This window comes from Planomonospora corallina (genome assembly GCF_042650625.1).
GTDB classification, from domain to species: domain Bacteria; phylum Actinomycetota; class Actinomycetes; order Streptosporangiales; family Streptosporangiaceae; genus Planomonospora_B; species Planomonospora_B corallina.
Window position 1 is genome coordinate 54,633 of record NZ_JBHSBM010000017.1, and the last position, 23,140, is coordinate 77,772.

Consider the following 23,140-nt stretch of genomic DNA (forward strand, 5'->3'; position numbering starts at 1 on the left):
GGGCGCCCCCCGGCAGGGCGCCCGCGGCTTCCGTCCCCCGGCCCGTCCGCGGGATCAGACCTGGCCGGCCTTCTCCAGCGCGGAGCAGCAGGTGTCCACGATGAGGCGGGTCACCACGTACGGGTCGACGTTGGCGTTCGGGCGGCGGTCCTCGATGTAGCCCTTCTTGTCCACCTCGACCTGCCACGGGATGCGGACCGAGGCGCCGCGGTCGGAGACGCCGTAGCTGTACTTGTCCCACGGGGCGGTCTCGTGGTGGCCGGTGAGGCGGTCCTCGATGCCGTGGCCGTAGTTCTTGACGTGCTCCAGGGGCTTGTCGCCCTCGCCCAGGGCCTCGCAGGCGGTGATGATCGGCTCGTAGCCCTCGCGCATCGCCCTGGTGGAGAAGTTGGTGTGCGCGCCGGCGCCGTTCCAGTCGCCCTTCACCGGCTTGGCGTCGAGCGTGGCGGCCACGTCGAACTCCTCGGCGGTGCGGTAGAGCAGCCAGCGGGCGACCCACATGTGGTCGGCGACCTCCACCGGGCCCGCCGGGCCCACCTGGAACTCCCACTGGCCGGGCATGACCTCGGCGTTGATGCCGGAGATCTTCAGTCCGGCGGCCAGGCAGCGGTCGAGGTGCAGCTCGACGATGTCGCGGCCGAAGACCTCGTCGGCGCCGACACCGCAGTAGTAGCCGCCCTGCGGGGCGGGGAAGCCGCCCAGCGGGAAGCCGAGCGGGCGGCCCTCCTTGAAGAAGGTGTACTCCTGCTCGATGCCGAACCACGAGTCCTGCTCGGCGTAGCGCTCGGCCACCTCGGACAGCAGGGCGCGGGTGTTGCTGGAGTGCGGGGTCATGTCCGGCATGAGGACCTCGCACAGCACCAGGACGTTGTCGCCGCCGCGGATCGGGTCCGGGCAGGTGAAGACCGGCTTGAGCACGCGGTCGGAGGAGTGGCCGCCGGCCTGGTTGGTGCTGGACCCGTCGAAGCCCCAGATCGGGATCTCGGCGCCGTCCGCGAGGACCCGGGTCTTGGAGCGGAGCTTGGCGGTCGGCTCGGTGCCGTCGATCCAGATGTATTCAGCCTTGAAGGTCATCGGCGGAGTCCTTGGAGGAAGAAGTGTGGTTCGCTGCTCCTGAAGAGTCGCAAACGGCGATTTCCCGCCTGTTGCTCATATGTGAACGGAGTGTTACTTGAGTCCATTCCGGCAGGCGGGGGCGGGCGGAAAATCCTCACCGGGTCATTACGCCGCTGTGAGCCGCGCTTTCGCAGGGCGTTCCGGGCCGTCCCCGGGGGCGAGGCCGGGTGCGCCCGGCGCCGTGCCGCCGGAGCGGGATGGCGCGAGGCCGCCTTCCGTGCTGGAGTGGAGCCGTGGCACGCAACCTGATCCTGTCCGGCGGTCCGTTCCACGACTTCCCCGCGACCTCCGCCGCGCTGGCCGAGGTCCTCGCCGACGCAGGGGTGGAGTCCGACATCACCGACGACATCGCCGGCGGCCTGGCCGACGCCCCGGAGTACCGGCTGATCACCGTCAACGCCCTGCGCTGCCGGATGCGCGCCGGCCAGTTCGCTCCGCACCGCGACCGGTGGGGGTTCGAGCTGCCCGCCGCGGCCCGCACCGCGCTCCTGGACCACCTGGAGCGCGGCGGCGGCCTGCTCTGCGTGCACGCCGCCTCGATCTGCTTCGACGACTGGCAGGGCTGGCCGCGGATCCTGGGCGGGCGCTGGGAGTGGCCGAAGTCGCACCACCCGCCGCTGGGCTGGACCACCGTCCGGGTCCACGGCGGGCATCCCATCGTCGACGACCTGCGGGACTTCGACGTGGTGGACGAGGTCTACAGCGACCTGACGGTCCTGCCGGACGTCAGGCCACTGGCCTCGTCGATGGGCCAGCCCCTGGTGTGGGCCCGCCCGGTGCGGCGCGGCCGCCTCGTCTACGACGCGCTGGGCCACGACACCCGCTCCTACGACAGCCCGGCCCACCGCACCCTGCTCCGCCGGGCCGCCCAGTGGCTGCTGAGGCAGCCGCTGAGCGAGTAGGCGCTCCCGCCGTGCACGTGCCGAGGTTCAGGCATGTGGGTTCAGCATGTCCTGCCATTCGAGGTGGGCGAGCCCGTAGGGCTCGCCGTACGCAGTGATGATCTTCATCGCTCGATGGTAGAGCTGGGGATCCTCGTGGTGGACCATGAGGAGGTCGGCGGCGTCGAATTCGCGGACCGCGCGGAAAGCCTGGGATGCGATGTTCTCCGGATCCATGTCGGGACCGAGTTCGATGACCGTTGTGACGGTCAGGAGCGCGACGAGCGGGGAGACCGCCTCCTCCAGCCTCAGCCACCGCTCCGCCTGCGCGTACACCTGGTGCCGGGCCGTGAGTGCCAGGGCGCAGCGGACGAACGGGGCGGCGCAGCGGTCACGGAACGGAGCGAGACCTTCCAGGATCTCTATCGAGGTCTCGCGGGGAAGACGCGGCAGGTCCTGCTCCAGCCGGCTCAGGATGACCGGCAGGGTGCTGTCCAGATGAGCATGGGAGGGGCGCGTCGCGATGGAGCAGGCCGCGCGGTAGATCCGGGACAGCTCCTCCGCGTCCTCGATCCGGGACGCCATGAGGACCCGGATGAGCGCCGCGGCCATCGAGGTGACCGTGGAGCCGCCCGGGGCCTCGAACGCCCCGAGGCTCTGCAGGAGCGCGTCCCCGTCGTCGAAGGCGTCGGAGAGGGCGACGAAGAGGTCGACCTCCGGCAGGCAGAGCAGACCCGTCGACGCACGGAGGTCGGCTGGCTCCAGGTAGGCGATGTCGTAGTAGACGCCGTCCTCCCCCAGATCCAGTGTCCAGGCGAGATCGACGGTGTCCGACGCGGAACCGCGGCCGGAGAGCAGGCGCAGGTCGCGCAGGCCGTCGTCGTACATCCGGACGGCCGCCAGTCCTCCGACTGTGCCCTGCCACTGCTCGGAGGTCAAGGCCGCCCGCCACAGGGGCGCGAGGCTCCGCCAGAGGCGGACCGGGTCCTCGCCGGGGCGGCAGAGCTCGCTCACCCGCAGGTCACCGGAGAGGTGGACAGCCAGCAGGACGAGGTTCGCCCCGTAGCAGGCGTGCCGGGCGATCACCGAGAGGCCGGGGACCGGCCGGTAGGCCTCGTAGGACCGGTCGGTCCGCTCCTCCCGCGCCTGGAACAGGCGGATCAGCAGCGGCTTCAGCCGGTCGTCGCCCCCGGCGAGCTGCGCGAGGAAATCCAGAACCGGCGGCCGGGTGGTGAGCACGGTGAACGAGGTCAGGGCGTGCAGCAGGCCGTCCACGGGCCCGGATCCGCCGAGCAGCGGGGAGGCCCGCTCCTCCTGGTCGGCGAGGTCGGCCAGGACCCGGTGGAGCAACCGGGCGACGAGGTACTCGCCGAAGGTCGCGTGCAGGAACTCGTAGGTCCGCAGCTCCCGCCGGTCCCGTACGGCCTGCGACCGGTGGACGAAGAAGAAGCTCCCGACGGCCAGGTCGGCCTGGCTCAGCGCGGCCTGGAAACCGGCGGGCGCGGCCGGAGGAGGACCCGGGAGCAGGGCGGCCAGGTCGGCGTCCAGCTCCTCGGCGGTGACCCACTGCCGCCCCCGGTTGAACATGGCGAACGCGGTGACCGAGAGCCGGAGCAGCTCGTGCTCGACGGCCCGCCCGCGCTCGCGCGGAGCGAGCCCCGCGTGGTGCTTGTCCACCTCCCGCCCGGCGAAGCGCACCAGCAGCCGCTCGTACAGCTCCGCGCCGCTCATCCCCTCCCCGTCGAGCACCCCGTTGCTGTCGGGGTGGGCGTCGTAGAGGGCCAGCATGAGCAGGAGCAGCGGCTGCCCGGCCAGCTCGCGGTGGGCCGCGGCGGCCTCGGCCGACAGCGGCCGCAGGCCCCGCGAGGCGAAGTATCCGGCGTTGGCGGCGTTCCAGACCCGCAGCCAGCGCTCCACCCGCCCGTCGTCGAACGGCTCCAGCCGTACCGCCAGGGTGCCGGCGGGCAGGCGGCAGCGGTCGGCGACGGCGGTCCGGGTGGTGACGACCACGGCCACCGGGCGGCCGAGCTCGGCCTCGCGCCGCTGGAAGTCTGCGACCTGGACGAGATAGTCGGCCCGTTGCACGCCGGTGGCCTGCAGGAGCTCGTCGAGGCCGTCCAGGAGCACGACCGGCAGGGCGCCGCCGCCGGAGCGGGCCAGGTCCGGCCAGGACAGGCGCTCACCGGTGGCGGAGTGGACCGCCTGCTCGATCTGCTCCTGGATCTGGGCGTCGGCGGAGACCGAGCGCAGCGGCACGCGGACCGGCAGGAAGCCCTCGGCGCCGAGCCGGGCCGCCAGCACCTTCACCAGCACGGACTTGCCCGCGCCCGGCTGGCCGAGCACCACCAGCGGGGCCTCGACGGCGCGGGAGGAGGTGAGGTGGCCCGCCAGGAACAGAGGGAGGTCGTCGCGGACCCGGAGCGTCTCCCAGCGCTCCTCGGTGCCGAGGTCGGCGCCGTCGGGGGCGTCGGCGACCTTGAACCCCGGGTCGATGTAGGCGCTGCCCAGCGTGGGGAAGGTCAGCCCGTCCAGCTGCTCCGCGCTCTCGGTGACGGGGCGGCCGAGCGCGGCCTCGTTGGCCAGGGTCAGGGCGGTGAGCTGATGGTCCGGAACCCGGCCGGGGGTGAGCCCGGTCAGTAGCCGACTCAGCTCGGCCAGGCCGGTCCGTAGTTCCTCTCGGGTGGCCCGGTGCTGGCCGAGGCCGGCCCAGAAGGCGAACTCGGGGAAGTCCACGGCGAGCTGCCGGTACAGCACCTCGTACCGTGCGAGGGCCGCGTCGGCCAGGCCCCCCTGGAGGGTGCGCAGGGCGCGGTCGCGTCGCGTCGCGTCGAGGTTCCACCACACCGCGAGTCCGTGCAGGTGGCCGAGCAGGTCCGTGCCGATCTCGGCGTAGTAGGCGCGCAGGGACTCCAGCGCCTCCTCGTACGGCCGGTGCGCCTGCGGAACGGGCAGGCCGTGGTGGAGGAGCGAGGAGGCCAGCACGCCGGAGGCGTTCTCGACGGTCGCGATCGCCACCAGGTCCTCGGGGCCCAGCTCGATCTCCTTGGCGGAGAACGGCAGCCCGATCTCGTCTATCGCCTCGTAGAACGCGGTGAGCACGATGATCGCGTGGGCGGCCTGGAGGCGCCGGGTGCGGTCGTGCCGGCCGAGACCGGTGATCTTGTCGCGGAGCCCGCCGACGAGTTTGTGGCCGAGCCGTACGGCGTCCGGCTTCGGGTCGAACCAGGAGAGCGCGTCGGACAGGCCGAGCGTCGCGGCGCTCAGCAGGGCCCCGCCGAAGACGTCGTTGAGGGCGGTGACCACGGGCTCGTCGCCGAGCATGCGGACCGCGTCGGCGTAACTGATCGGCTTGGCCATGCGGGGAGCCTAATCTCGCAGGGCCTGACCGTGTCAGGCCGATGATGTCTTGATCCGTTGGGTCTGGCCGTGTCAGGCCGGAGGTGTCCCGAAGATCCGGGCGGAGGCGGACTCCTGGGCCAGGCGGCGCATGACGTCGAGGACGCGGCCGTGCACGACGGTGCCCACCACCAGGGCCTCGACGGCCTCCTCGCGGGTGCCGTCCCGGGCGACGGTGTGGATCTCGTGCTCGGAGACCAGCCGCTCGGCCGCCTCGGCGTAGGGGCGCAGGGCCGCCTCGGCGGTGGACAGGCCGAACCGGTGGAGGGTGAGGAGGGCCTGGGCCAGCTCGGTGCGGGCGGGGGAGCGGGCGTCGACCTCCCAGCCGAGGCCGGAGATCAGCCGGTCGGCCTCGTCCCGGGCGTGCCGCCACTCCTCGTCGCCGGGGTCGGGCTCGATCCGGGGGGCGAGGGCGTAGTGGGCGGTGCCGAGCACGCGGTGCATGCTCATGCCCTCGTCGTCCACCGCGGCGAGGACCTCGCGGATGGACGCGATGCTCAGGTGCCCCACCTCCAGCAGCGCGCGGATCAGGCGGAGCCGCCGCACGTGGCGCTCGCCGTACTCGGCGCGGGTGGCCGAGGTCTGCTCCCCGGCGGGGAGCAGACCTTCACGCAGGTAGTACTTGATGGTCGGGACGGGGACGCCGGAGGCGGTGCTGAGCTGCGAGATCCTCATCCTTGGATAGTACGGGTAGCCAATGGCTACGGCACCCTCGCCACCACGCACAGGGCGCCGGGCCGCTCGAAGTCGGGCACGGCGTCCTCCTCGAACTCCGGCCGCCACGCCTCGACGGGGACGATCCCGGGCTCGAGCACCTCCAGGCCGTCGACGTAGGCGGCGAGGTGGGCGGGGGTCCGCAGGGTGGCCGACCCGGCGGAGGTGGACCGGTAGATCTCCTGCCCCTCACGGACGGTGTCGGCCGGCAGGTTGCCGGCGTAGCCGTGGGAGATCACCAGGTGGCTGCCGGGGGCCAGCGTCTCGCGGACCGCGGCGACGATGCCGGCGGCATCCTCGTCGTCCGGGACGAAGTGCAGCATCGCCAGCAGGATCACGGCCACCGGCCGGTCGAAGTCGAGGCGCGCCCGGATCTCGGGGTGGTCGAGCAGGGCCTTCGGCTCACGCATGTCCGCCTGCACGACGGCCGTGTGCGGGTTGTCCTCCAGGATGGCCCTGCCGTGCGCCATGACGATCGGGTCGTTGTCCACGTAGACGACCCGCGCGCCGGGGACGACCCGGTGCACGATCTCGTGGACGTTCTCCTGGGTGGGCAGGCCGGAGCCGATGTCCAGGAACTGGTCCACCCCGCGCCGGGCGATCTCGGTCACCGCGCGGCGCATGAAGGCGCGGTTGTCCCGGGCCAGCGTCCGCACGCTGGGTATGATCTTGAGCAGTTCCTCGGCCGCCTTGCGGTCGGAGGCGAAGTTGTCCTTGCCGCCCAGGAAGTAGTCGTACATCCGGGCCACACTCGGCACCGTCGGATCGATCCCCGCGGGTGCCCGCTCCTCGGTCATCGCGCTCCTTCCGCCATGTCGATCATGTTGTGACGATGCTAGGCGACGGAGGCGGATCTGTGATCTTTACTGGGATTTTTCCGGGCGGGTGAATTCCTCCGGAGCGCCGGAGGCGGACCCGCGGCGGCCGGGAGACGGAGCGCCCGCTCCTCTTGACGCCGGATCCGGGCAAGAATAATTTTCATCCAACCGCCGGTCGGGTGAAAGGAATGTCTGTGGCCGCAGGCGCGCTCGGACGCATCCGGACCGAGACCCCCGCCCTGCCCGAGGCGCTCCGCCGGGTGGGCGAGGCGATCCTGGCCGACCCCGCCGGGGCCGCCCGGTCCACGATCATCGCCCTCGCCGAGCTCAGCGGGAGCTCGCCCGCGACCGTCACCCGCTTCTGCCGGGTCTTCGGCTTCGGCGGCTACGCCCAGCTGCGGGTCGCGCTGGCCACCGAGACGGGCCGCGCCGCCCAGGCCCACTGGGACACCGGGGTCGGCCACGAGATCGGCCCCACCGACCCGCTCGACGCGGCGATCGGCGTGATGGCCGCCGCGGACTCCCGCCTCATCCAGGACACCGCCGCCCAGCTCGACCCCGCGAAGGTCGCCGAGGTCGCCGACGCGATCGTCGCGGCCCGGCGCGTGCTGATCTTCGGGGTCTCCACCAGCGGCGCGGTGGCCGGCATGATGGGCGGCCGGCTCCGCCGCATCCGGGTGCCCTGCTGGAGCCACGCCGACGCGCACGAGGCCCTGGCCGACGCGGCGCTGCTCGCCGAGGGCGACGTCGCGGTCGGCATCTCCCACCAGGGCCGGACCCGCGAGGTCCTGGAGTCCCTGGCCGAGGCCGGCGACCGGGGCGCGCTGACCGTCGCGGTCACCTCCTTCGCCCGCTCCCCGCTGGCCGAGCTGGCGTCCCTGGTGCTGACCACCGCCAGCCGGGAGACGACCTTCCGGCTGGGCGGCCTGGCCGCCGTGCACTCCCAGCTCTTCGTGCTCGACGCCGTCTACGTCGCGGTCGCGCAGCGCACCTACGAGCGGACCAACGAGGCGTTCGGGCGGACGATCCGGGCCCTGGAGAGCCACCGCGTGGAGAGGAGCTGACCGCATGGGCATCGGCGCCGCCGACTACGTCCGCGAGATCCGGGCCCGCGTCGAGGAGGTCTGGCGGACCCAGGCCGAGGCGGTCGGGAGGGCCGCCGCGCTGGTGACCGCCTCGCTGCGTGCCGGCGGGGTGCTCCAGGCGTTCGGCTCCGGCCACTCCGAGGCCGTCGCCATGGAGCTGGCCGGCCGGGCGGGCGGGCTCGTGCCCAGCAACCGGCTCTCCCCGCGCGACGTCGTCCTGTACGGCGGAGCCCCGGTGAGCGTGCTGACCGGGGCCCCCGGGGAGCTGGAGCGCGACCCGTCGGCAGGCCGGCGGGTCTACGAGCTCGCCCCCGTCGACCCGCGGGACGTCTTCGTGCTGGTCTCCAGCTCCGGCGTGAACGGCGCGGTGGTGGAGCTGGCCTCCGTCGTCAAGGAGCGCGGCCACGACCTGATCGCCATCACCTCCGTCCGGCACGGCACCGCGATGACCTCCCGCCACCCCTCCGGGCGCAAGCTCCTCGACCACGCCGACGTGGTGCTCGACAACGGCGCCCCGTACGGCGACGCGGTCCTGCCGCTGGCCGGCGGAGGCGCGTTCGGCGCGGTCTCCACGATCACCTCGGCGCTGCTGGCGCAGGCGGTCGTGGCCGAGGTGGTGCGCTCCCTGACCGACGCCGGGCAGGACCCGCCCGTCTACCGCTCCGCCAACACCGTCGGCGGGGACGAGCACAACCGGACCCTCGAGAGCCGCTACGCCGGACGGATCCGGCGAGGAGCCTGACCCCCCACCAGGAGGAACCGTGTCCCACCCATCCAGGCGTGAGCTCCTGCGCAGCGCGGTCCTGGCCGGATTCGCGCTGCCCGTGCTGTCGGCCTGCGCCACCCCCGGCGGGGGCGGGGGCCAGAGCGCCTCCTCGGCGCCCGCGCCCGGCGCCACCAGCGCCGCCAACCCGCTCGGCCTCGCCGAGGACAGGCCCCTGGAGATCTGGATCTTCGACGGCGGCTTCGGCGACGCCTACGCCCGTGAGATCCACCAGCCCCTGCTCAGGAGCAGGTACCCGAAGCTGGAGATCAAGCACAACACGACCCAGGAGATCGCCAAGACCCTCCAGCCGCGCTTCGCCGGAGGGAACCCGCCGGAGTTCGTCAACAACTCCGGCGCCAACGCGATGGACTTCGGCGCCCTGGTCCAGGACGGCCAGCTCGCCGACCTCACCCCGCTGTACGACGCGCCCAGCTGGGACGACCCCGACGTGAAGGTGCGCGACACGATCGACCCCGCCGCGATCGAGCTGGGCACCTACGACGGCACGCCGTACGTGCTGAACTACGCCAACACCGTCTGGGGCATCTGGTACTCGTCCAAGCTGTTCACCGAGAACGGCTGGCAGCCGCCGAAGACGTGGCAGGAGTTCCTCGCGCTCTGCGAGACCATCGAGAAGTCGGGCAGGACGGCGCCGTTCACCTACGCCGGCAAGCACCCCTACTACATCTACGAGGCCATCCTCACCCTCGCCGCCAAGATCGGCGGCAAGGACGTGCTGCGGAACATCGACAACCTCGAGGACGGCGCCTGGAAGGCCGAGCCGGTCAAGCAGGCGGCGGAGGCCTTCGCCGAGATCGGCGCCAAGTACCTCCTGCAGGGCACCGCGGGCCTGGACCACGTCCAGACGCAGACCGCGCACAACAACGGGCAGGTCGCCATGCTGCCCTGCGGCTCCTGGCTGGAGAACGAGCAGAAGGACACCACCCCGGCCGACTTCGGCTACGCGCTCTTCCCGCTGCCGGACTTCGGCTCCTCCGACGCCATGCCGTACGGCACGCTGCACGTCCAGCCGGGCGAGGAGTACGTCGTCTCCGCCCGGTCGGCCAACCCCCGGGCGGGCCTGGAGTACATGCGGGCGATGCTCTCGAAGAAGGCGGCGGGCGACTTCATGGAGAAGGTCTCCACGCTCACCGTGGTCAAGGGGGCCGGCGAGGGGCGTACCCTCTCTCCAGGCCTGAAGAGCGCCTCCGACGCGCTGGCGGCGGCGGGCGGCAACGCCGTGTGGTTCCTGTTCCGCAAGTGGTACGCCGAGCTGCACGACGAGGTCGCCGCGGCCTCCGGCCAGCTGATGAACGGCAAGCTGACCGCGGAGCAGTGGGCGGAGCGGGCCCAGAAGAAGGCCGACGCGATCAAGAGCGACTCGTCGGTCAAGAAGTTCAAGAGGTAGGGCCGGCGGGTGAGCCTGAAGCAGGATGAGCGGCCGGAGGCGGCCGCGGGCGGCCCGGGACGCGGTGTCCCGCGGCCCGGACGGCTCGCGCGGGCGCGGGCGCGGCTCGCCCGGCCGCTGTTCATAGCCGGGTTCCTCGCGCTCCCGGTGACGCTCTACGCGGTCTACGTGATCTCCCCCTACGCCCAGGCGTTCCACATCGCGCTGACCGACTGGCGCGGGGTCAACGCCACGCCCCGGTTCGTCGGGCTGGAGAACTTCCGCAGGCTGCTGGAGGACGGCAACTTCTTCAAGGCCGTCGGCCACAACCTCGTCCTGCTGGCGCTGCTGCCGCTGCTCACCATCGCCATCGCGCTCCTGTTCGCCTTCCTGCTGAACGCGGGAGGGCGGGCGGGGGTGCGGGGCGTGCGGGGATCGAGGTTCTACCGCGTGGTGTTCTTCTTCCCCCAGGTGCTGGCCGTCGCCGTGGTCGCGGTCCTGTTCCAGCAGGTCTTCCGGCCCGACCGGAGCGGCATGCTCAACGCGCCGCTGATCGCGCTGGGCCTGGAGCCGGTCGGCTTCCTGTCCGACACCGGCGTGGCGTTCTGGTCGGTCCTGGCCGTGCTGGTCTGGCAGGCGGTCGGCTTCTACGTGGTGCTCTTCTCCGCGGGCATCGCCTCCATCCCCCGGGAGCTGTTCGAGGCCGCGGCCATCGACGGCGCGGGGCGGGTCCAGCTCTTCCGGCGGGTCACGCTGCCGCTGCTGCGGGACACCGTCCAGGTCGCCTGGGTCTACCTCGGCATCGCCGCGCTGGACGTCTTCGCCGTCGTCTGGGTGATGACGGCCGAGCAGGGCGGCCCCGACTACTCCACGACCGTGATGGCGGCGGAGATCTACCGCAACGCGTTCGAGTACTTCAAGTTCGGCTACGCCTCCGCGATGGGCGTGGTGCTGTTCTTCTTCGCGGTCGGCTTCGCCGCGCTGTCCCTGCGCCTGTCGCGGCGCGAGCGGCTCGAGTTCTGAGAGGGCGGCCGGTGAGCGCCGGGAGGGTGTCCATGACCTGGGGCGAGAGTGTGTCCATGACCTGGAGAGGGCGGCCGGTGAGCGCGGAGAGGGCGTTCACGGCCTGGGAAGGGCGGCCGTGACGGTCCCGGCGGCGGCCTCGCGCGCGGAGGTCAGGCGGGAGCGCGCCCGGCGCCTCGGGCCGCTCTCGGCGCTGACGCACGTCACGCTGCTGGTCTGGACGGTCCTGGTGGTCGTCCCGATCCTGTGGACGTTCCTGGCGTCGTTCAAGAGCGAGCAGGAGATCTTCGGCGACGCCTGGTCCCTGCCGGCCGTCCTGCGCTTCGACAACTGGGCGCGGGCCTGGGACCAGGCGCGCATCGGCCGCTACATGCTCAACAGCGTGGTCGTGGTGGCCTTCAGCACGTTCGGCACCATGCTGCTCGGCTCGATGGCCGCCTACGTGCTCGCCCGCTACCGGTTCCGCGGGAACCGGGCGATCTACCTGCTGTTCGTCTCCGGCCTGGCCTTCCCGGTCTACCTGGCGCTGACCCCGCTCTTCTTCGTGGTGCAGAACCTGGGCTCGATCCCGGTGGTCGGCCCGTTCATCGGCCTGAACACCCACGGCGGGCTGGTCCTGGTCTACATCGCCTACTCGCTGCCGTTCACCGTCTTCTTCCTGGCGGCGTTCTTCCGGACCCTGCCGGAGGCGGTGGCGGAGGCGGCCTTCGTGGACGGGGCCTCGCACACCCGGGTCTTCTTCCAGATCATGCTCCCGATGGCCCGGCCGGGCATCGTCAGCGTGACGATCTTCAACGTCCTCGGCCAGTGGAACCAGTACCAGCTCCCGCTGGTCCTGCTCACCTCCGCCAAGGAGAAGTGGGTGCTGACCCAGGGCATCAACGAGATCTCCACGACCGCCGGCTACAACGCCGACTGGGCGGCCCTGTTCGCCGCGCTGAGCATGGCCGTCCTGCCGATGCTGGTGGTCTACACGATCTTCCAGGGCCAGATCCAGAAGGGCCTGACGGCCGGGGCGCTGAAGTAGCCCGCCGGATCCGTCAGGACGGTCACGGTGGGGGGCCCAGGGTCGCCACCGGGCCTCGGCGGGTGTCCGGCGGGAAGGGCCGTGCCCGGCGGGGATCAGGCGGTCGGGAGGTTCTTCAGCGCCTCGCGGCGGCTCAGGCCGCTGATGCCCTTGTGGTCGACGTAGCGCAGGACCTCGCGGGGGTTTGTCTTGGCGTACTCGCGCAGCGCCCAGCCGATCGCCTTGCGGGCGAAGAAGTCGGTGTCCGACAGGCTCGGCTCGATGCAGGCGTAGAGCAGACCGGTGTCGGTGGCGGCCCGGAACTTGTTCTGGCAGATGATCGAGGTGCGGCGCTTCCAGAGGTCGTCGCCGTGCGCCCACTCGAGCATCAGGGGCCGCATGGTGTCGGGGAACTCCCGCAGCAGCGGGCCGATCCGCTGGATGGCGACCTCGTCGACGAAGTCCCACCAGGCGCCGGTGACGATCATCTCCTCGTAGATCGGGAGCGTGTACAGCGTCCGGCCCCAGCGCAGGGGGTGACCGGTGAGGGTGATCGCCGCGTAGCGCTCCTCGCGGTACTCGGCCTCCCGCCACAGGGCCAGCACCGCCCTGCGCCACTCGGGCGCGGCCTCGAACGGGTGCTCGGCGAAGACCTTCCGCAGCATCGCGCGGCGGGGCATGGCCTGGACGCCGAGGAACGGCATGGCCGACTTCATGTAGGCCTGCATGGCCGGGGCCTTGCCGGGATCCGCGGCCTCGGCGAGCGCCAGCCGCACGGCCTTCTGCAGCGCCTCCGCGCTCACGTACCCACCTCTTTTGTGCACTCCACGGGCGGGACGGCACCCTCGCCGCCCGCCCCGTGGCCTCCCGCCTACGCCTGCTGGGTCGTCCGCTGGCCCGTGGCCAGGCCGTCGAAGAGGACGGCGACGTAGTGCTCGGCGAGGGCGGCGGTGTCGAGGCGCCCGCCCGGGCGGAACCAGCGGACGGTGACCCAGATGGTGTCACGGATCATGCGGTAGGTGAGCTTGGGGTCCACGTCGGGACGGAACTGGCCGGCGGCCTGGCCGCGCTTGATCTGCTCGACCCACATGCTCTCGACCTCGTCCTCGGCCTTGACCAGGTAGTCGAAGCGGTCGCCGGGCAGGGAGCGCAGGTAGTTCCAGTCGTTCTGCATGACCGTGATCGCCGCGCGGTGGGGCTCGAGGGTGCTGAAGCCGATCCGCACCATCTCTGACAGGATCGTGCGGGGGTCGCCACCCTTCTCCAGGGCGGTCCGGTAGCGGCCGACGATGTCGTGGAGGAAGGTGCTGAGCACCTCGTCGACGATCGTCTCCTTGGAGTCGAAGTGGTGGTAGAGGCTTCCGGACAGGATGCCGGCCTCCTCCGCGATCTCCCGGACGGTGGTCGCCTGGAAGCCCTTGCGGGCGAAGAGCTCCGCGGCGAGCTTGACGAGGTGGTCGCGGCGCTCCGAGGCGGAGCCGGATGATGCCGCCCGCTTCGTCGCACCCCGGCGCCTGACCGGGGTGGTGGTCGCGCCTCCGGAGTTCTTTCGCGTGTTCACGCCTCCCATTATGAGCCCTTGCGCAATCGCTTGTTCAGGTAACCGCGGGGCCGGGACCGCGGGGCCGGCCGTACGGCTCCCGCCGCTCGGTGGATAAATTTGGACATACTTCGTAAAGGCGAGGCCAGTCGCCAGACAGGGGCGTGTCCGGTCCCGACCTTCTGTGTAATGTCCTTTCTAGTCTTTTGATCCTGACATGGGGGCGTTTTTCATGAGCATGGCCGTGGCGTACGTGACCTACGCGGACCCGGAGGGGCTGGACGACGAGAAGGAGCCCGCTCTCGCCGCCTGGGCCGGAGCCGGCATCTCCGGACGGGCCGTGCGCTGGGACGACCCGGAGGCCGACTGGTCCGTCTTCGACCTCGTGGTGGTCCGCTCGGCCTGGGACTACGTGGACCGGCGCGCGGAGTTCCTCGCCTGGGCGCGCCGGGTCGAGTCCGTGACCCGGCTGGCCAACCCGGCGGCCGTGCTGGAGCGCAACACCGACAAGACCTACCTGCGGGACCTGCCGGTGCCGATCATCCCCACCTGGTGGGTGGCGCCGGGCCGGGCCGCCGACCTCCCCGGCCTCGGCGAGTACGTGGTCAAGCCCGCGATCTCGGCGGGCGCCCGCGACACGATCCGGACCACCGACCGGGACAAGGCGGCCGAGCACGCGGCCCGGCTGGCGGCCGAGGGCCGGACCGCGATGGTCCAGCCCTACCTGGACATGGTCGAGGCCGAGGGGGAGACCTCCCTGCTGTACTTCGGCGGCCGGCTCAGCCACGCCGTACGGCGCAACCCGATGCTGGCCGGGGGCACCGCCGCGCCGGACGCCGACAACGCCCGGGCCGAGCTCCGCGACCCCGCCCCCGACCAGGTCGCCCTGGCCGAGCGGGTGCTGGCGGAGTTCCCCGGCCTGCTGTACGCCCGGGTCGACCTCGTCCGGCTCCCGGACGGCTCGCCCGCCCTCATCGAGGTCGAGCTCACCGAGCCGTACCTCTTCCTGCGCTACGCCCCCGGCGCCGCGGACGCCCTGGCGCGCGCGGTGCTGGAGCACGCCTCCTGACGGAGGCCATCGGGCCGGCCCCGCCGGCGGACCGCGCCGCCGGAGGCGGGCTGCTCGGCCCAGGTGGCGCCGAGCCCGGTCAGCCCCCCGGCCGCCGCGGCCGGGCCGTCGGGAACCAGCAGCACGTCCACGCCGTCGAGACCGCCCGCGGCGACGTCGGCGGGGGGCGAGGACCTTGTAGGGGAGCCTCCGGTCGCGGTCGAGCCGGTGCCGGAGCCAGCCGGCGGACTCGTTGGCGTTCTGCTCGACGCCGGCCATCTGCAGCACGTCGACCCGGCGGGAGGTGGTGATCGCCGCGGAGGGGGCGCCGACGGCCCGCACCGGGGTCGCGGCGGGTACCGGCACCCCGCCGGAGGAGCCTCCGGAGACGTTGGCCAGCAGTGACAGGCTCCACGCGGTGACGTCGTAGAAGTACGGGAACGGCGTGTAGGGGTCCTCGTGGAGCATGGCCTGGATCCAGTGTTTCTGCCCCTGGGCGAGCGGGATCCAGTAGGTGCCCTTCGGCAGCACGGTCCTGGCCGAGGGCCCGCCGTACTGCTTGAAGTCCGGGACGGTCAGCGGCCTGGAGAGTTCGAGGACCCGGACGTCCATGCGCTGCAGGCGGCGGAAGATCAGCTCGGTCTCGGCGGGGTCGTCGGCGCGCAGGAAGTAGCGGCGGACCTTCAGGTCCGGGACCTGCGTGACGACCTCGCCGCCGGAGTTGTAGACCCTGTTCGGCTCCGGTTCGCCGGCCAGACCCTGCCGGAACGCCTCCCGGTGCATCCCGGCCCAGGCGGTGAGGATCTCCGTCTTCCGGTCGGCGGCGGCCGACAGGGAGACCCACTGGGTGAGTCACTGCTCGAAGGCGCGGGCCGCGATCGGGGCGGAGCCGCCCTTCTCGACGGTCATTCCCGCGGCGTTGAAGCCGGTGGTGGGGACCGTGTCGCCGTAGCCCGGGTAGAACAGGTCGTAGACGTCGCGGTTGAAGAACGGGATCCTCCGCGCGGTGAACTCCTCGATCATCGAGGCGCCGTAGACGTCGTTGATCCACCCGACCGCCGGCTCGGCGATCTCGTGGTAGACCGGGTCGGTGTTGGGCGGGAAGAAGAACTCCGTGCCGCCCATCTCGTGGGCGTCGATGAACAGCTGCGGCGGATATCTCCGGAGCAGCTCCAGTTTGCCGTCGGTCTCCGGCTGGGTCCGCGCGAACCAGTCGCGGTTCATCGGAAACCTCCGAGGAGACCCCCGCCTTCAGGCGGGGGAGGAATCGGACCCCTGCGGAGCAGGGCAGGGGCAGGCGATCCGCCGCGAGGCGGACCGCCGTATCGAACAACCATGAGATTCTTAACCGATCCCGCGATATTACGTGAGGCATGACGCAGACCGTGAAGCAGGCCTACAAGTACCGCCTCCACCCGACCCCCGAGCAGGCGTCCGAGCTTGCCCGCACATTCGGCTGCGTCCGCTACGTCTACAACAAGGCCCTCGAAGAACGCACCCGCGCCTACACCGCCGAGTACACCCGCTCCGCCTTCCGCTGGCGCGACGGGCAGCTGACGCTGGCGAAGATGGATCAGCCGCTGGACATCGTGTGGTCGCGTCCGCTTCCCGAGGGCGCGCAGCCGTCCACGGTGACCGTGTCGAAGGACGCGGCCGGGCGCTGGTTCGTGTCCCTGCTGGTGGAGGAGACGATCGCCCCGCTGGAGCCCGTGGAGCAGTCGGTGGGGGTGGACGCCGGGATCACGTCCCTGCTCACCCTGTCGACCGGCGAGAAGATCACCAACCCGGGGCACGAGCGGGCCGACCGGCGCCGCCTGGCCGAGGCCCAGCGGAACCTCGCCCGCAAGGCGAAGGGGTCGGCGAACCGGGCCAAGACGCGGGTGAAGGTGGCCCGCGCCCACGCGCGGATCACCGACCGCCGCCGCGACTTCCTGCACAAGCTCACCACTCGGCTCGTCCGTGAGAACCAAACGGTCGTGATCGAGGACCTGACCGTCCGCACCATGGTCAAGAACCACTCGCTGGCCCGTGCCATCTCGGATGCCTCCTGGCGGGAGCTGCGGACGATGCTGGAGTACAAAGCGCAGTGGTACGGGCGCACCGTGGTGGCGGTGGACCGCTGGTTGCCCTCCAGCAAGCTCTGTTCGGCCTGCGGCGCGTTGCGAGAGGCGATGCCGCTGGGCGTCCGGTTCTGGCAGTGCGCCTGCGGCGCACTCCACGACCGGGACGTCAACGCCGCGAAGGACATCCTCGTCGCCGGGCTGGCGGAGAGGTGAAACGCCTGTGGAGCCGGTGTGAGACCTCAACGGGAGTCCTCTCGGGAAGGCGACCGGCGGTGAAGCAGGAAGGCCGACCGGCGACGGTTGGAATCGCCCTCGTTTACGAGGGGGAGGAAGCCAAGCCGAAGCCGTAGGCGTTGCGCCGGGTGTCGGCCTCGCGGCCGTCGGGGTTCTGGGCCGGCACGACGACGACCACGGCGTTGGCCAGGATGCGCCGGTCCGCGCAGTCGACCCGCCCGGCCAGGTCGTGGAGGGTCTTCAGGGCGGCGTCGGTGCCGCTCTCCTCACCGCCGTGCACGTTGCCGGTGATCCAGAGGATCGCCGGCGTGGCGCGGGCCAGGGCGCGGGCGACGGGCGCGGGGTGAGCGGATCGCGGCCTGGACCGCGGGCAGGTTCCTGATCGTGCGCGGTTCGCCGACGATCGCGTACCTCACCGGCCGCCCCTGGGCGCTGGTGGCCAGGGTGCCGGAGACGACGCGGTGGGGGACGTCGCCGGGGCGGGGTCCGCGTGGGCGGCCCCGGCGGGGATCGCGAGGGCGGCGGCCAGCAGGGCCGCCGCGATCACCGTGAAGCGGTTCGCCATGTCGATCACGCTGACACCGGTGATCATCATGACAAGACGTGACATTCCATCGGGTGCCGCGGTGCCCGCTCGACGGGATCCGCCGGGAACCCGACGGGAGCCACCGGGAAAACGCGTGGACGCGCCGCTCACCGAAGGGAAGGCTGGACCTTCACCGTGCCCGGCGGGCGGGACGGGGGATGACGGGACTCCGGCGGGAAGGCGCACGATGGACGAGCGACGGCTGGTCGGGATCTCCAAGTACCTGGCCAGGCACCTGCGGCACCGGCCGGAGCGGATCGGGATCGAACTGGACCCGCACGGCTGGGTGGAAATCGACGTGCTGCTGGCCGCGGCGGCGGAGCACGGGTTCCCGATCTCGCGGGCCGAGCTGGACGAGGTCGTGGCCGGAAACGACAAGCGGCGCTACGTGATCGAGGGCGGCCGGATCCGGGCGAGCCAGGGCCACTCGGTCCCCGTGGACCTCGACCTTCCGGTGTGCGAGCCGCCCGCCTTCCTCTACCACGGCACGGTGGCCCGCAACCTCGTCGCGATCCGCGCCGAGGGGCTGCGGCCGATGGGCCGCCACCACGTCCACCTCTCGCCGGACCGGGAGACCGCCACCCGGGTCGGGGCGCGCCGGGGCAGGCCGGTCGTGCTGGCCGTCGACGCCGGGGCGATGCGCGCGGCCGGGCACGAGTTCCGCCGCAGCGCCAACGGCGTCTGGCTGACCGGCCACGTCCCGCCGCCGTTCATCCGCTTCCCCGGCTGAGCCCGGTGGACCGTTCTCCCGGCCGGGCGGGCCCGGTCGGGAGACGGTAGCGTGCCTCGGCGTGGACGAGACAGCGGCGCAGGCGTCTGCGCGAAGGAAGGTGACGGCGACGGCGCCGGCGACGGTGCCGGCGGGTGCGGCGGACGGGGACTTCGGCATGCCGGGCTCGCTGGCCCGGGTGCTCGGTGAGATCGGGGCGGAGCGGGCGGCGCAGGACGCCCGGTGGGGGATCCAGGACGTCCCCGACGGCACGGGCCCGGAGGGTACGGCCGCCGCCGAGCGGGCCAAGGACGAGACCGCCGCGGCGGCCGCGGCCGGGACGCTGACGTGGCGGCACATCCTCATCGAAGAGGTCCTGGAGGCGTTCGCCGAGGACGACCCGGGGGCGCTCCGCACCGAGCTGGTCCAGGTGGCCGCCGTCGCGGCCAAGTGGATCCAGGCCCTCGACCGGCGCTTCCCGGAGCACACGGCCCCGCCCGGGTAGGACGGCCCGCGGGCCGGGACGGGTCCGGCGGGCGGGACTCCGCACTCCACGGGTGGGACGGTCCCCGAGGCGAGGCTGAACACCCGCCGACCGGCCATGACCACAGGGCGGCGGGGAAGTCAAGATCTTCAGTTGTGCTCCGTGATCATGTAATTTGCCGGATGAATCGCGGAGTAATGCCTGGAGTAAAGGCTGGTACGGTCCTTTGAAAAGGCTTTTCCTTGCAGTTCTCTCGGTGGCCGCCGTCCTCGCGGTCCTGGTGTTTCCGAACGCGGCGCACGCGAGCAGCGGCTCGGTGTTCAACGGCGACATCTCCGGAGGTGCGGATTTCAGTGATGGAGGCCGGTCCGGGGAGATCGAGAGCATCTATGTCTACGACTACAAGAAGGACGGGTACGGTGTCCGCGCCAGATCGTGGGTGAGGGGATCGTATTTGCGCACTTTCGACTATGCCGGTGGCGCGAATGGCGGTGAGCTCTTCCGATTCGACCTCGTCGAGTTCACCGGAATCGATGTGGACGTGTGCAGCCGGGACTCGGTATCGGGCGTCGTCCGGACCTTCAACTGCGGAGGGACGAGGTACTTCTATGCGTGATCCGAGGCGGAGCGGGGTGGCCCGGTGGGCCGGGGCGACCGCGAGCGCGCTGGCGGTCGCACTGGTCGGAGTCGGCGGGTTCTGGCTGGCAGGCCGGGGGGGCGCTCAGGGCGCGCAGGCGCCGGTCGAACCGGTCCCGCTCGCGGCGACCGCCACGGTGGCGGCCGGGCCGGAGCTCCCCGACGTGGGGAAGATCTGGCCCCAGGCGGTCCACCGCCTTCCGGGGAGACTTCCGGACGGCAGCAAGATCATTCCGTACCTCTTCCTGGACGACTCCACGATCCTGATCACCAGCGAGGCGAGCTTCGAGAAGGCCGACACGCTCTGGGCCTACGACCTCGGGTCCGGGAAGACCACGAAGATCGCCGACATTCCCGTGCCGCGGGACACCGTTCTCTTCCCCGACGGGTTCGCCATGGGCGGAGGGAAGATCGCCTGGTGGACCGCGCGCAAGGAGCGGAGGGGCGAGCGCGTGGAGATCTGGACGGTGCCGGTGACGGGGGGCGAACCGGTCGTCGCGGCGGCCGCCGAGCCGCAGCGCGACCATCGGCAGGTGCCGGTCACGGCTCTCACCGTGACCGGCGAGGAGGTCGTCTGGTCCCAGGGGAACCTGGGCGTCTTCCGCGCCGCGGCCGGTGGTGAGGTGCGGAAGGTCGAGGGAACGGAGGGCCGGCACCTGCTGTCGTGGCCGTGGGTCGGCAGCCCGGGGCCGATGCCGTACGGCGACGGCACGTTCGCCGAGGCCCGCAACGTCGAGACGGGTGAGGTCAAGCGGGCCCCGAGCGCTTCCGGGGACGCGCTGGTCGCCTGCGGGGTGCGCCGGTGCGTCAGCAGCGCGGACGGGCCCTCCCGCACCGGGGCCGTGCAGGGACGGGTGGACGCGCAGGGGCGTGCGGACGGCGGGAGCCGGGCGGTGCCGTTGGCGATGAGGCCGCACCCGATGGCCAGACTCGTCCGGGACCGCTTCATCGCCGGCGTGGCGGACGTTCCGGGGGCGCTCCAGCCCGTCCTGCAGGACTTCGACAGGAACATCGCGGTGAGCCTCGCCCCGGCGATGAAGGACAGTGCGCCGCTACCGTCCGTCGCCAAGGACGATCGCCTGCTGCGCTACAGGCTCGACGACGGGTTCCTGGTCGTCGATCTGCAGGCGATCCCCTGACGGGCGCGGCCCCGGTGGGGGCGCGGGCGCGAGCGCGGTGTGCGCTCCGGAGCGCACACCGCGCCCGCCGACCGGGACTCAGCCGTGGGTGGTCATGCCGCCGTCGACGGGGATGACGGTGCCGGTGAGGTAGGAGCCGGCCCGGGAGGAGAGGTAGATCGCGGTCCCGGCCACGTCCTCGGGGGCGCCGATCCGGCCCAGCGGCACGCTGGAGGCGATCGCCTGGCGCATGCCGGGGTCGTCGAGGGCGAAGGCCATCATCTTGGACTCGAAGGGGCCGGGCGCGATCGCGTTGACCGTGATCGAGTCGCGTACGAGCCGGTGGGCGAGGTGGCGGGTGAGCATGTGCACGGCCGCCTTGGTGGTGGAGTAGGCGTAGGTCTCCAGGGCGGGCACCCGGATGCCGTCGACCGAGCCGACGTTGATGACGCGGGCCGGGTCCTCGGGGGAGGCGGCGGCGCGCAGCAGCGGCAGGAAGCGCTGGGTCAGGTAGAACACGCCCTTGACGTTGATGTTCCAGAGCTTGTCGAAGGCGTGCTCGGGATACTCCTCCAGCGGGGCGCCCCAGGTCGCGCCGGCGTTGTTGACCAGCACGTCCAGCCGGTCCTCGCGGGCGGAGACCGCCTCCACGAGCGCGGCGACGCCCTCCTCGGTGGACAGGTCGGCCGGTACGGCGACGCACCCGATCTCGGCCGCGGTCTTCTCGACCTCGGTGGCCTTGCGGGAGGAGATGTAGACCGTGGCCCCCGCCTCTGCGAAACCTGCCGCGATCATGCGGCCGATGCCCCGGGAACCTCCCGTGACCACGACTTTCTTGCCTTGCACCGAGAACAGACTCATGTTCGGTAAGCATGCCGTACGGCCGTCGCCACGTCCATACCGACCGGTCGGTCACATCGTCGCCGGGTGAGTGGGAAACATCACCGCCGACAAACCCGCGGAGGCGGAGCGAGGCGCGGGTCCCGCCCGCCCGCCCGCCCGGCCGGTCGGACGGGCGGGCGGGGCTGACGGAGCCAGGGCACGGGGGACCGCCGGGCGGGCCGCCGGCGCCCGTCAGAGGCCGGTCAGAGGCCGGGGAGCCGGCCGTTGCGGAACAGGTCGACGAAGAGCTGGTGGTCGGTCCTGGCCCGGGCGCCGTAGGCGTGGGCGAAGCGCACGAGCATCTCGGTGAAGCCGTCCCCGTCTCCGCCGATCACGGCCACGATCGCCTCCTCGGTGGAGAAGTCGACCAGGTCGTGGCTGGACTCGTCGTCGGCCACCGAGTGCATGCGCGCCACGGCCCGCCCCAGGTCGCCGATGACCGAGGCGAACTCCTCGGGCTCGTTGACCTCGCCCCAGTCGAGGTCCGCCGCGTACGGCGAGACCTCGGCGACCAGCTGGCCGGCGCCGCCCAGGGTGGTGTAGCCGAGCCACGGGTCGGCGTAGGCCTGCAGGGCCCGCTGCGACTCGGCGGTGCGGTGCCCCTGGTGCTCGAAGTAGCCGTGCACCCGCTCGTCGGCGATGTGCCGGGCCACCGCCGGGACCTGCGCCTGCTTCATGTAGAGGATGACGTCGTTCTCCAGGGCCTCGGTGTGGCCCTCCAGCAGGAGGTTGTAGGAGGGAAGCCCGGCCGAGCCGATGCCGACGCCCGTGCGGAGCGTGACGTCCTTGATCTGGTGCTCGACCTCGGAGACGGCCGGGAGCGTGGTCAGGTAGTCGAGGAAGGCGGCCTCGACCGCCTCCCGGGTCTCCTCGCCGACCGGGAAGCGTCCCTCCATGGCGGCGAAGCGGCGGTCGTAGTTCTCGACCGTCGTCTCCCGGTCGAGCAGGGCCACCCGCGTGTTGAGCCTGGCGATCTGCAGCACCCGGTGGAGCACCCCGGTGGTGGTCGCCAGCGTCAGCGAGCCGATCGCCTCGTCGCCGCCGCGGGCGATGCCGTTCAGCTCGGCGAGGTAGGCGCGGGCGAACCCGGTGACCAGCTCGGAGATCGTCTCGTCGGAGAGCGCCTTGGCGTAGCCGATGAGGGCGACGCTGGCCGCGAACCGTTTGAGGTCCCAGGTGTAGGGCCCGACGTAGGCCTCGTCGAAGTCGTTGACGTTGAAGACCAGCACGCCAGAGGCGTTCATGTAGGTGCCGAAGTTCTCGGCGTGCAGGTCGCCGTGGATCCACACCCGGCTCGTCCGGGCGTCCAGGAACGCCTCGTCGGCGAAGGCGCCGGTCATGTCCGCGTAGAACAGGCAGGCGCTGCCCCGGTAGAAGGCGAAGGGCGAGGCGGCCATCTTCCGGAACTTGCGCCGGAAGGCGGCCGGGTCCCGCCGGATCGCGTCGCCGAACTCGGTGGTGAGGACGTCGAGGACGTGGGCGGAGCGTTGCTGGGTGGTCATGGTGCGCACGGTACGTCCCCGCGGTGGCTCCGGCCAGAGCGGGAGATCGCATCCGGGAGACGCGCCGGTGACGGAGAGGGGACCGGTGGGCCGGGAGGCCTTCTCTTCCTCCCGGCCCGCCGGCCGTGCGGCGGCCGCGCGCCCCG

Annotated in this window: 23 protein-coding genes and 1 pseudogene; 13 read left to right on the forward strand and 11 right to left on the reverse strand. The window is 72.0% G+C overall.

Annotation, left to right across the window (positions count from 1 at the left end; genetic code table 11):
* Positions 1-54 precede the first annotated feature (54 nt).
* Complete coding sequence (gene glnII, locus ACFOWE_RS13415; protein ID WP_377287619.1) at positions 55-1,074, reverse strand: glutamine synthetase; 1,020 nt, start codon at positions 1,072-1,074, stop codon at positions 55-57.
* Between the two features lie 275 nt (positions 1,075-1,349).
* On the opposite strand from glnII, the gene ACFOWE_RS13420 reads away from it, so the two are divergent.
* Positions 1,350-2,018: a ThuA domain-containing protein gene (locus ACFOWE_RS13420; RefSeq protein ID WP_377287620.1), complete on the forward strand. Its 669-nt coding sequence runs from the start codon at positions 1,350-1,352 to the stop codon at positions 2,016-2,018.
* A gap of 27 nt (positions 2,019-2,045) precedes the next feature.
* Here the strand turns inward: ACFOWE_RS13420 and ACFOWE_RS13425 are convergent, their stop codons facing one another.
* The 3 genes from ACFOWE_RS13425 to ACFOWE_RS13435 form a co-directional block, all read right to left on the reverse strand.
* Complete coding sequence (locus tag ACFOWE_RS13425; RefSeq protein WP_377287621.1) at positions 2,046-5,354, reverse strand: NACHT domain-containing protein; 3,309 nt, start codon at positions 5,352-5,354, stop codon at positions 2,046-2,048.
* A gap of 72 nt (positions 5,355-5,426) precedes the next feature.
* Positions 5,427-6,068: a MerR family transcriptional regulator gene (locus ACFOWE_RS13430; protein WP_377287622.1), complete on the reverse strand. Its 642-nt coding sequence runs from the start codon at positions 6,066-6,068 to the stop codon at positions 5,427-5,429.
* Between the two features lie 26 nt (positions 6,069-6,094).
* Positions 6,095-6,904: an SAM-dependent methyltransferase gene (locus tag ACFOWE_RS13435; RefSeq protein ID WP_377287623.1), complete on the reverse strand. Its 810-nt coding sequence runs from the start codon at positions 6,902-6,904 to the stop codon at positions 6,095-6,097.
* A 209-nt stretch (positions 6,905-7,113) separates the two neighbouring features.
* Between ACFOWE_RS13435 and ACFOWE_RS13440 the strand changes: the two genes are divergently transcribed.
* The 5 genes from ACFOWE_RS13440 to ACFOWE_RS13460 all read left to right on the forward strand — a co-directional run bounded on the left by ACFOWE_RS13440 (position 7,114) and on the right by ACFOWE_RS13460 (position 12,213).
* Positions 7,114-7,989 carry a MurR/RpiR family transcriptional regulator gene (locus ACFOWE_RS13440; RefSeq protein ID WP_377287624.1) on the forward strand — a complete coding sequence of 292 codons (876 nt, stop codon included), beginning with the start codon at positions 7,114-7,116 and terminating at the stop codon, positions 7,987-7,989.
* Positions 7,990-7,993: 4 nt separating this feature from the next.
* Positions 7,994-8,752: a sugar isomerase domain-containing protein gene (locus ACFOWE_RS13445; RefSeq protein ID WP_377287625.1), complete on the forward strand. Its 759-nt coding sequence runs from the start codon at positions 7,994-7,996 to the stop codon at positions 8,750-8,752.
* Positions 8,753-8,771: 19 nt separating this feature from the next.
* Entirely contained in the window at positions 8,772-10,184 is a 1,413-nt protein-coding gene (ngcE, locus tag ACFOWE_RS13450) for an N-acetylglucosamine/diacetylchitobiose ABC transporter substrate-binding protein (RefSeq protein WP_377287626.1), read from the forward strand.
* Positions 10,185-10,193: 9 nt separating this feature from the next.
* Positions 10,194-11,186: a carbohydrate ABC transporter permease gene (locus ACFOWE_RS13455; RefSeq protein WP_377287627.1), complete on the forward strand. Its 993-nt coding sequence runs from the start codon at positions 10,194-10,196 to the stop codon at positions 11,184-11,186.
* Positions 11,187-11,304: 118 nt separating this feature from the next.
* The gene (locus ACFOWE_RS13460) at positions 11,305-12,213 is read left to right on the forward strand and encodes a carbohydrate ABC transporter permease (protein ID WP_377287628.1); all 909 of its coding nucleotides are present in this window, start codon (positions 11,305-11,307) and stop codon (positions 12,211-12,213) included.
* 95 nt (positions 12,214-12,308) lie between these two features.
* Here the strand turns inward: ACFOWE_RS13460 and ACFOWE_RS13465 are convergent, their stop codons facing one another.
* Both ACFOWE_RS13465 and ACFOWE_RS13470 read right to left on the reverse strand, forming a co-directional pair.
* A complete protein-coding gene (locus ACFOWE_RS13465; protein ID WP_377287629.1) occupies positions 12,309-12,995 on the reverse strand; it encodes a DNA alkylation repair protein in 687 nt (228 codons plus the stop codon).
* Positions 12,996-13,063: 68 nt separating this feature from the next.
* The gene (locus ACFOWE_RS13470) at positions 13,064-13,753 is read right to left on the reverse strand and encodes a TetR/AcrR family transcriptional regulator (protein ID WP_377287630.1); all 690 of its coding nucleotides are present in this window, start codon (positions 13,751-13,753) and stop codon (positions 13,064-13,066) included.
* Between the two features lie 196 nt (positions 13,754-13,949).
* On the opposite strand from ACFOWE_RS13470, the gene ACFOWE_RS13475 reads away from it, so the two are divergent.
* Positions 13,950-14,801, forward strand: a complete 852-nt coding sequence (locus tag ACFOWE_RS13475) for an ATP-grasp domain-containing protein (protein ID WP_377287631.1) — start codon at positions 13,950-13,952, stop codon at positions 14,799-14,801.
* Between the two features lie 493 nt (positions 14,802-15,294).
* Positions 15,295-15,453 carry a hypothetical protein gene (locus ACFOWE_RS13480; RefSeq protein ID WP_377287632.1) on the forward strand — a complete coding sequence of 53 codons (159 nt, stop codon included), beginning with the start codon at positions 15,295-15,297 and terminating at the stop codon, positions 15,451-15,453.
* Between the two features lie 179 nt (positions 15,454-15,632).
* Here the strand turns inward: ACFOWE_RS13480 and ACFOWE_RS13485 are convergent, their stop codons facing one another.
* Positions 15,633-16,004 carry a hypothetical protein gene (locus ACFOWE_RS13485; protein WP_377287633.1) on the reverse strand — a complete coding sequence of 124 codons (372 nt, stop codon included), beginning with the start codon at positions 16,002-16,004 and terminating at the stop codon, positions 15,633-15,635.
* A gap of 149 nt (positions 16,005-16,153) precedes the next feature.
* Here ACFOWE_RS13485 and ACFOWE_RS13490 point away from each other — a divergent pair.
* Positions 16,154-17,193: pseudogene (locus ACFOWE_RS13490) on the forward strand (RNA-guided endonuclease InsQ/TnpB family protein).
* On the opposite strand, the gene ACFOWE_RS13495 reads toward ACFOWE_RS13490, so the two are convergent.
* Both ACFOWE_RS13495 and ACFOWE_RS13500 read right to left on the reverse strand, forming a co-directional pair.
* Positions 17,160-17,399 (reverse strand): M14 family zinc carboxypeptidase, encoded by a 240-nt coding sequence (locus ACFOWE_RS13495; protein WP_377289104.1) that lies wholly within the window; start codon positions 17,397-17,399, stop codon positions 17,160-17,162. The pseudogene ACFOWE_RS13490 and the gene ACFOWE_RS13495 overlap by 34 nt on opposite strands.
* A 90-nt stretch (positions 17,400-17,489) precedes the next feature.
* Positions 17,490-17,672 carry a hypothetical protein gene (locus ACFOWE_RS13500; RefSeq protein ID WP_377287634.1) on the reverse strand — a complete coding sequence of 61 codons (183 nt, stop codon included), beginning with the start codon at positions 17,670-17,672 and terminating at the stop codon, positions 17,490-17,492.
* A 178-nt stretch (positions 17,673-17,850) separates the two neighbouring features.
* Here ACFOWE_RS13500 and ACFOWE_RS13505 point away from each other — a divergent pair, with 178 nt between their 5' ends.
* From ACFOWE_RS13505 to ACFOWE_RS13520, 4 genes are all read left to right on the forward strand, one after another.
* Positions 17,851-18,393 carry an RNA 2'-phosphotransferase gene (locus ACFOWE_RS13505; RefSeq protein WP_377287635.1) on the forward strand — a complete coding sequence of 181 codons (543 nt, stop codon included), beginning with the start codon at positions 17,851-17,853 and terminating at the stop codon, positions 18,391-18,393.
* A gap of 61 nt (positions 18,394-18,454) precedes the next feature.
* On the forward strand, positions 18,455-18,877 hold the full coding sequence (locus ACFOWE_RS13510; RefSeq protein ID WP_377287636.1) for a hypothetical protein: 423 nt from the start codon (positions 18,455-18,457) through the stop codon (positions 18,875-18,877).
* Positions 18,878-19,082: 205 nt separating this feature from the next.
* Positions 19,083-19,472 carry a hypothetical protein gene (locus tag ACFOWE_RS13515; RefSeq protein WP_377287637.1) on the forward strand — a complete coding sequence of 130 codons (390 nt, stop codon included), beginning with the start codon at positions 19,083-19,085 and terminating at the stop codon, positions 19,470-19,472.
* Positions 19,465-20,631, forward strand: coding sequence for a hypothetical protein (locus ACFOWE_RS13520; RefSeq protein ID WP_377287638.1), 1,167 nt, complete (start codon positions 19,465-19,467; stop codon positions 20,629-20,631). The genes ACFOWE_RS13515 and ACFOWE_RS13520 overlap by 8 nt, the downstream gene beginning before the upstream one ends.
* Before the next feature lie 78 nt (positions 20,632-20,709).
* Here the strand turns inward: ACFOWE_RS13520 and ACFOWE_RS13525 are convergent, their stop codons facing one another.
* Complete coding sequence (locus ACFOWE_RS13525) at positions 20,710-21,471, reverse strand: SDR family oxidoreductase (RefSeq protein ID WP_377287639.1); 762 nt, start codon at positions 21,469-21,471, stop codon at positions 20,710-20,712.
* Between the two features lie 224 nt (positions 21,472-21,695).
* Complete coding sequence (locus ACFOWE_RS13530; protein ID WP_377287640.1) at positions 21,696-22,994, reverse strand: DUF2252 domain-containing protein; 1,299 nt, start codon at positions 22,992-22,994, stop codon at positions 21,696-21,698.
* Positions 22,995-23,140: the final 146 nt, after the last annotated feature.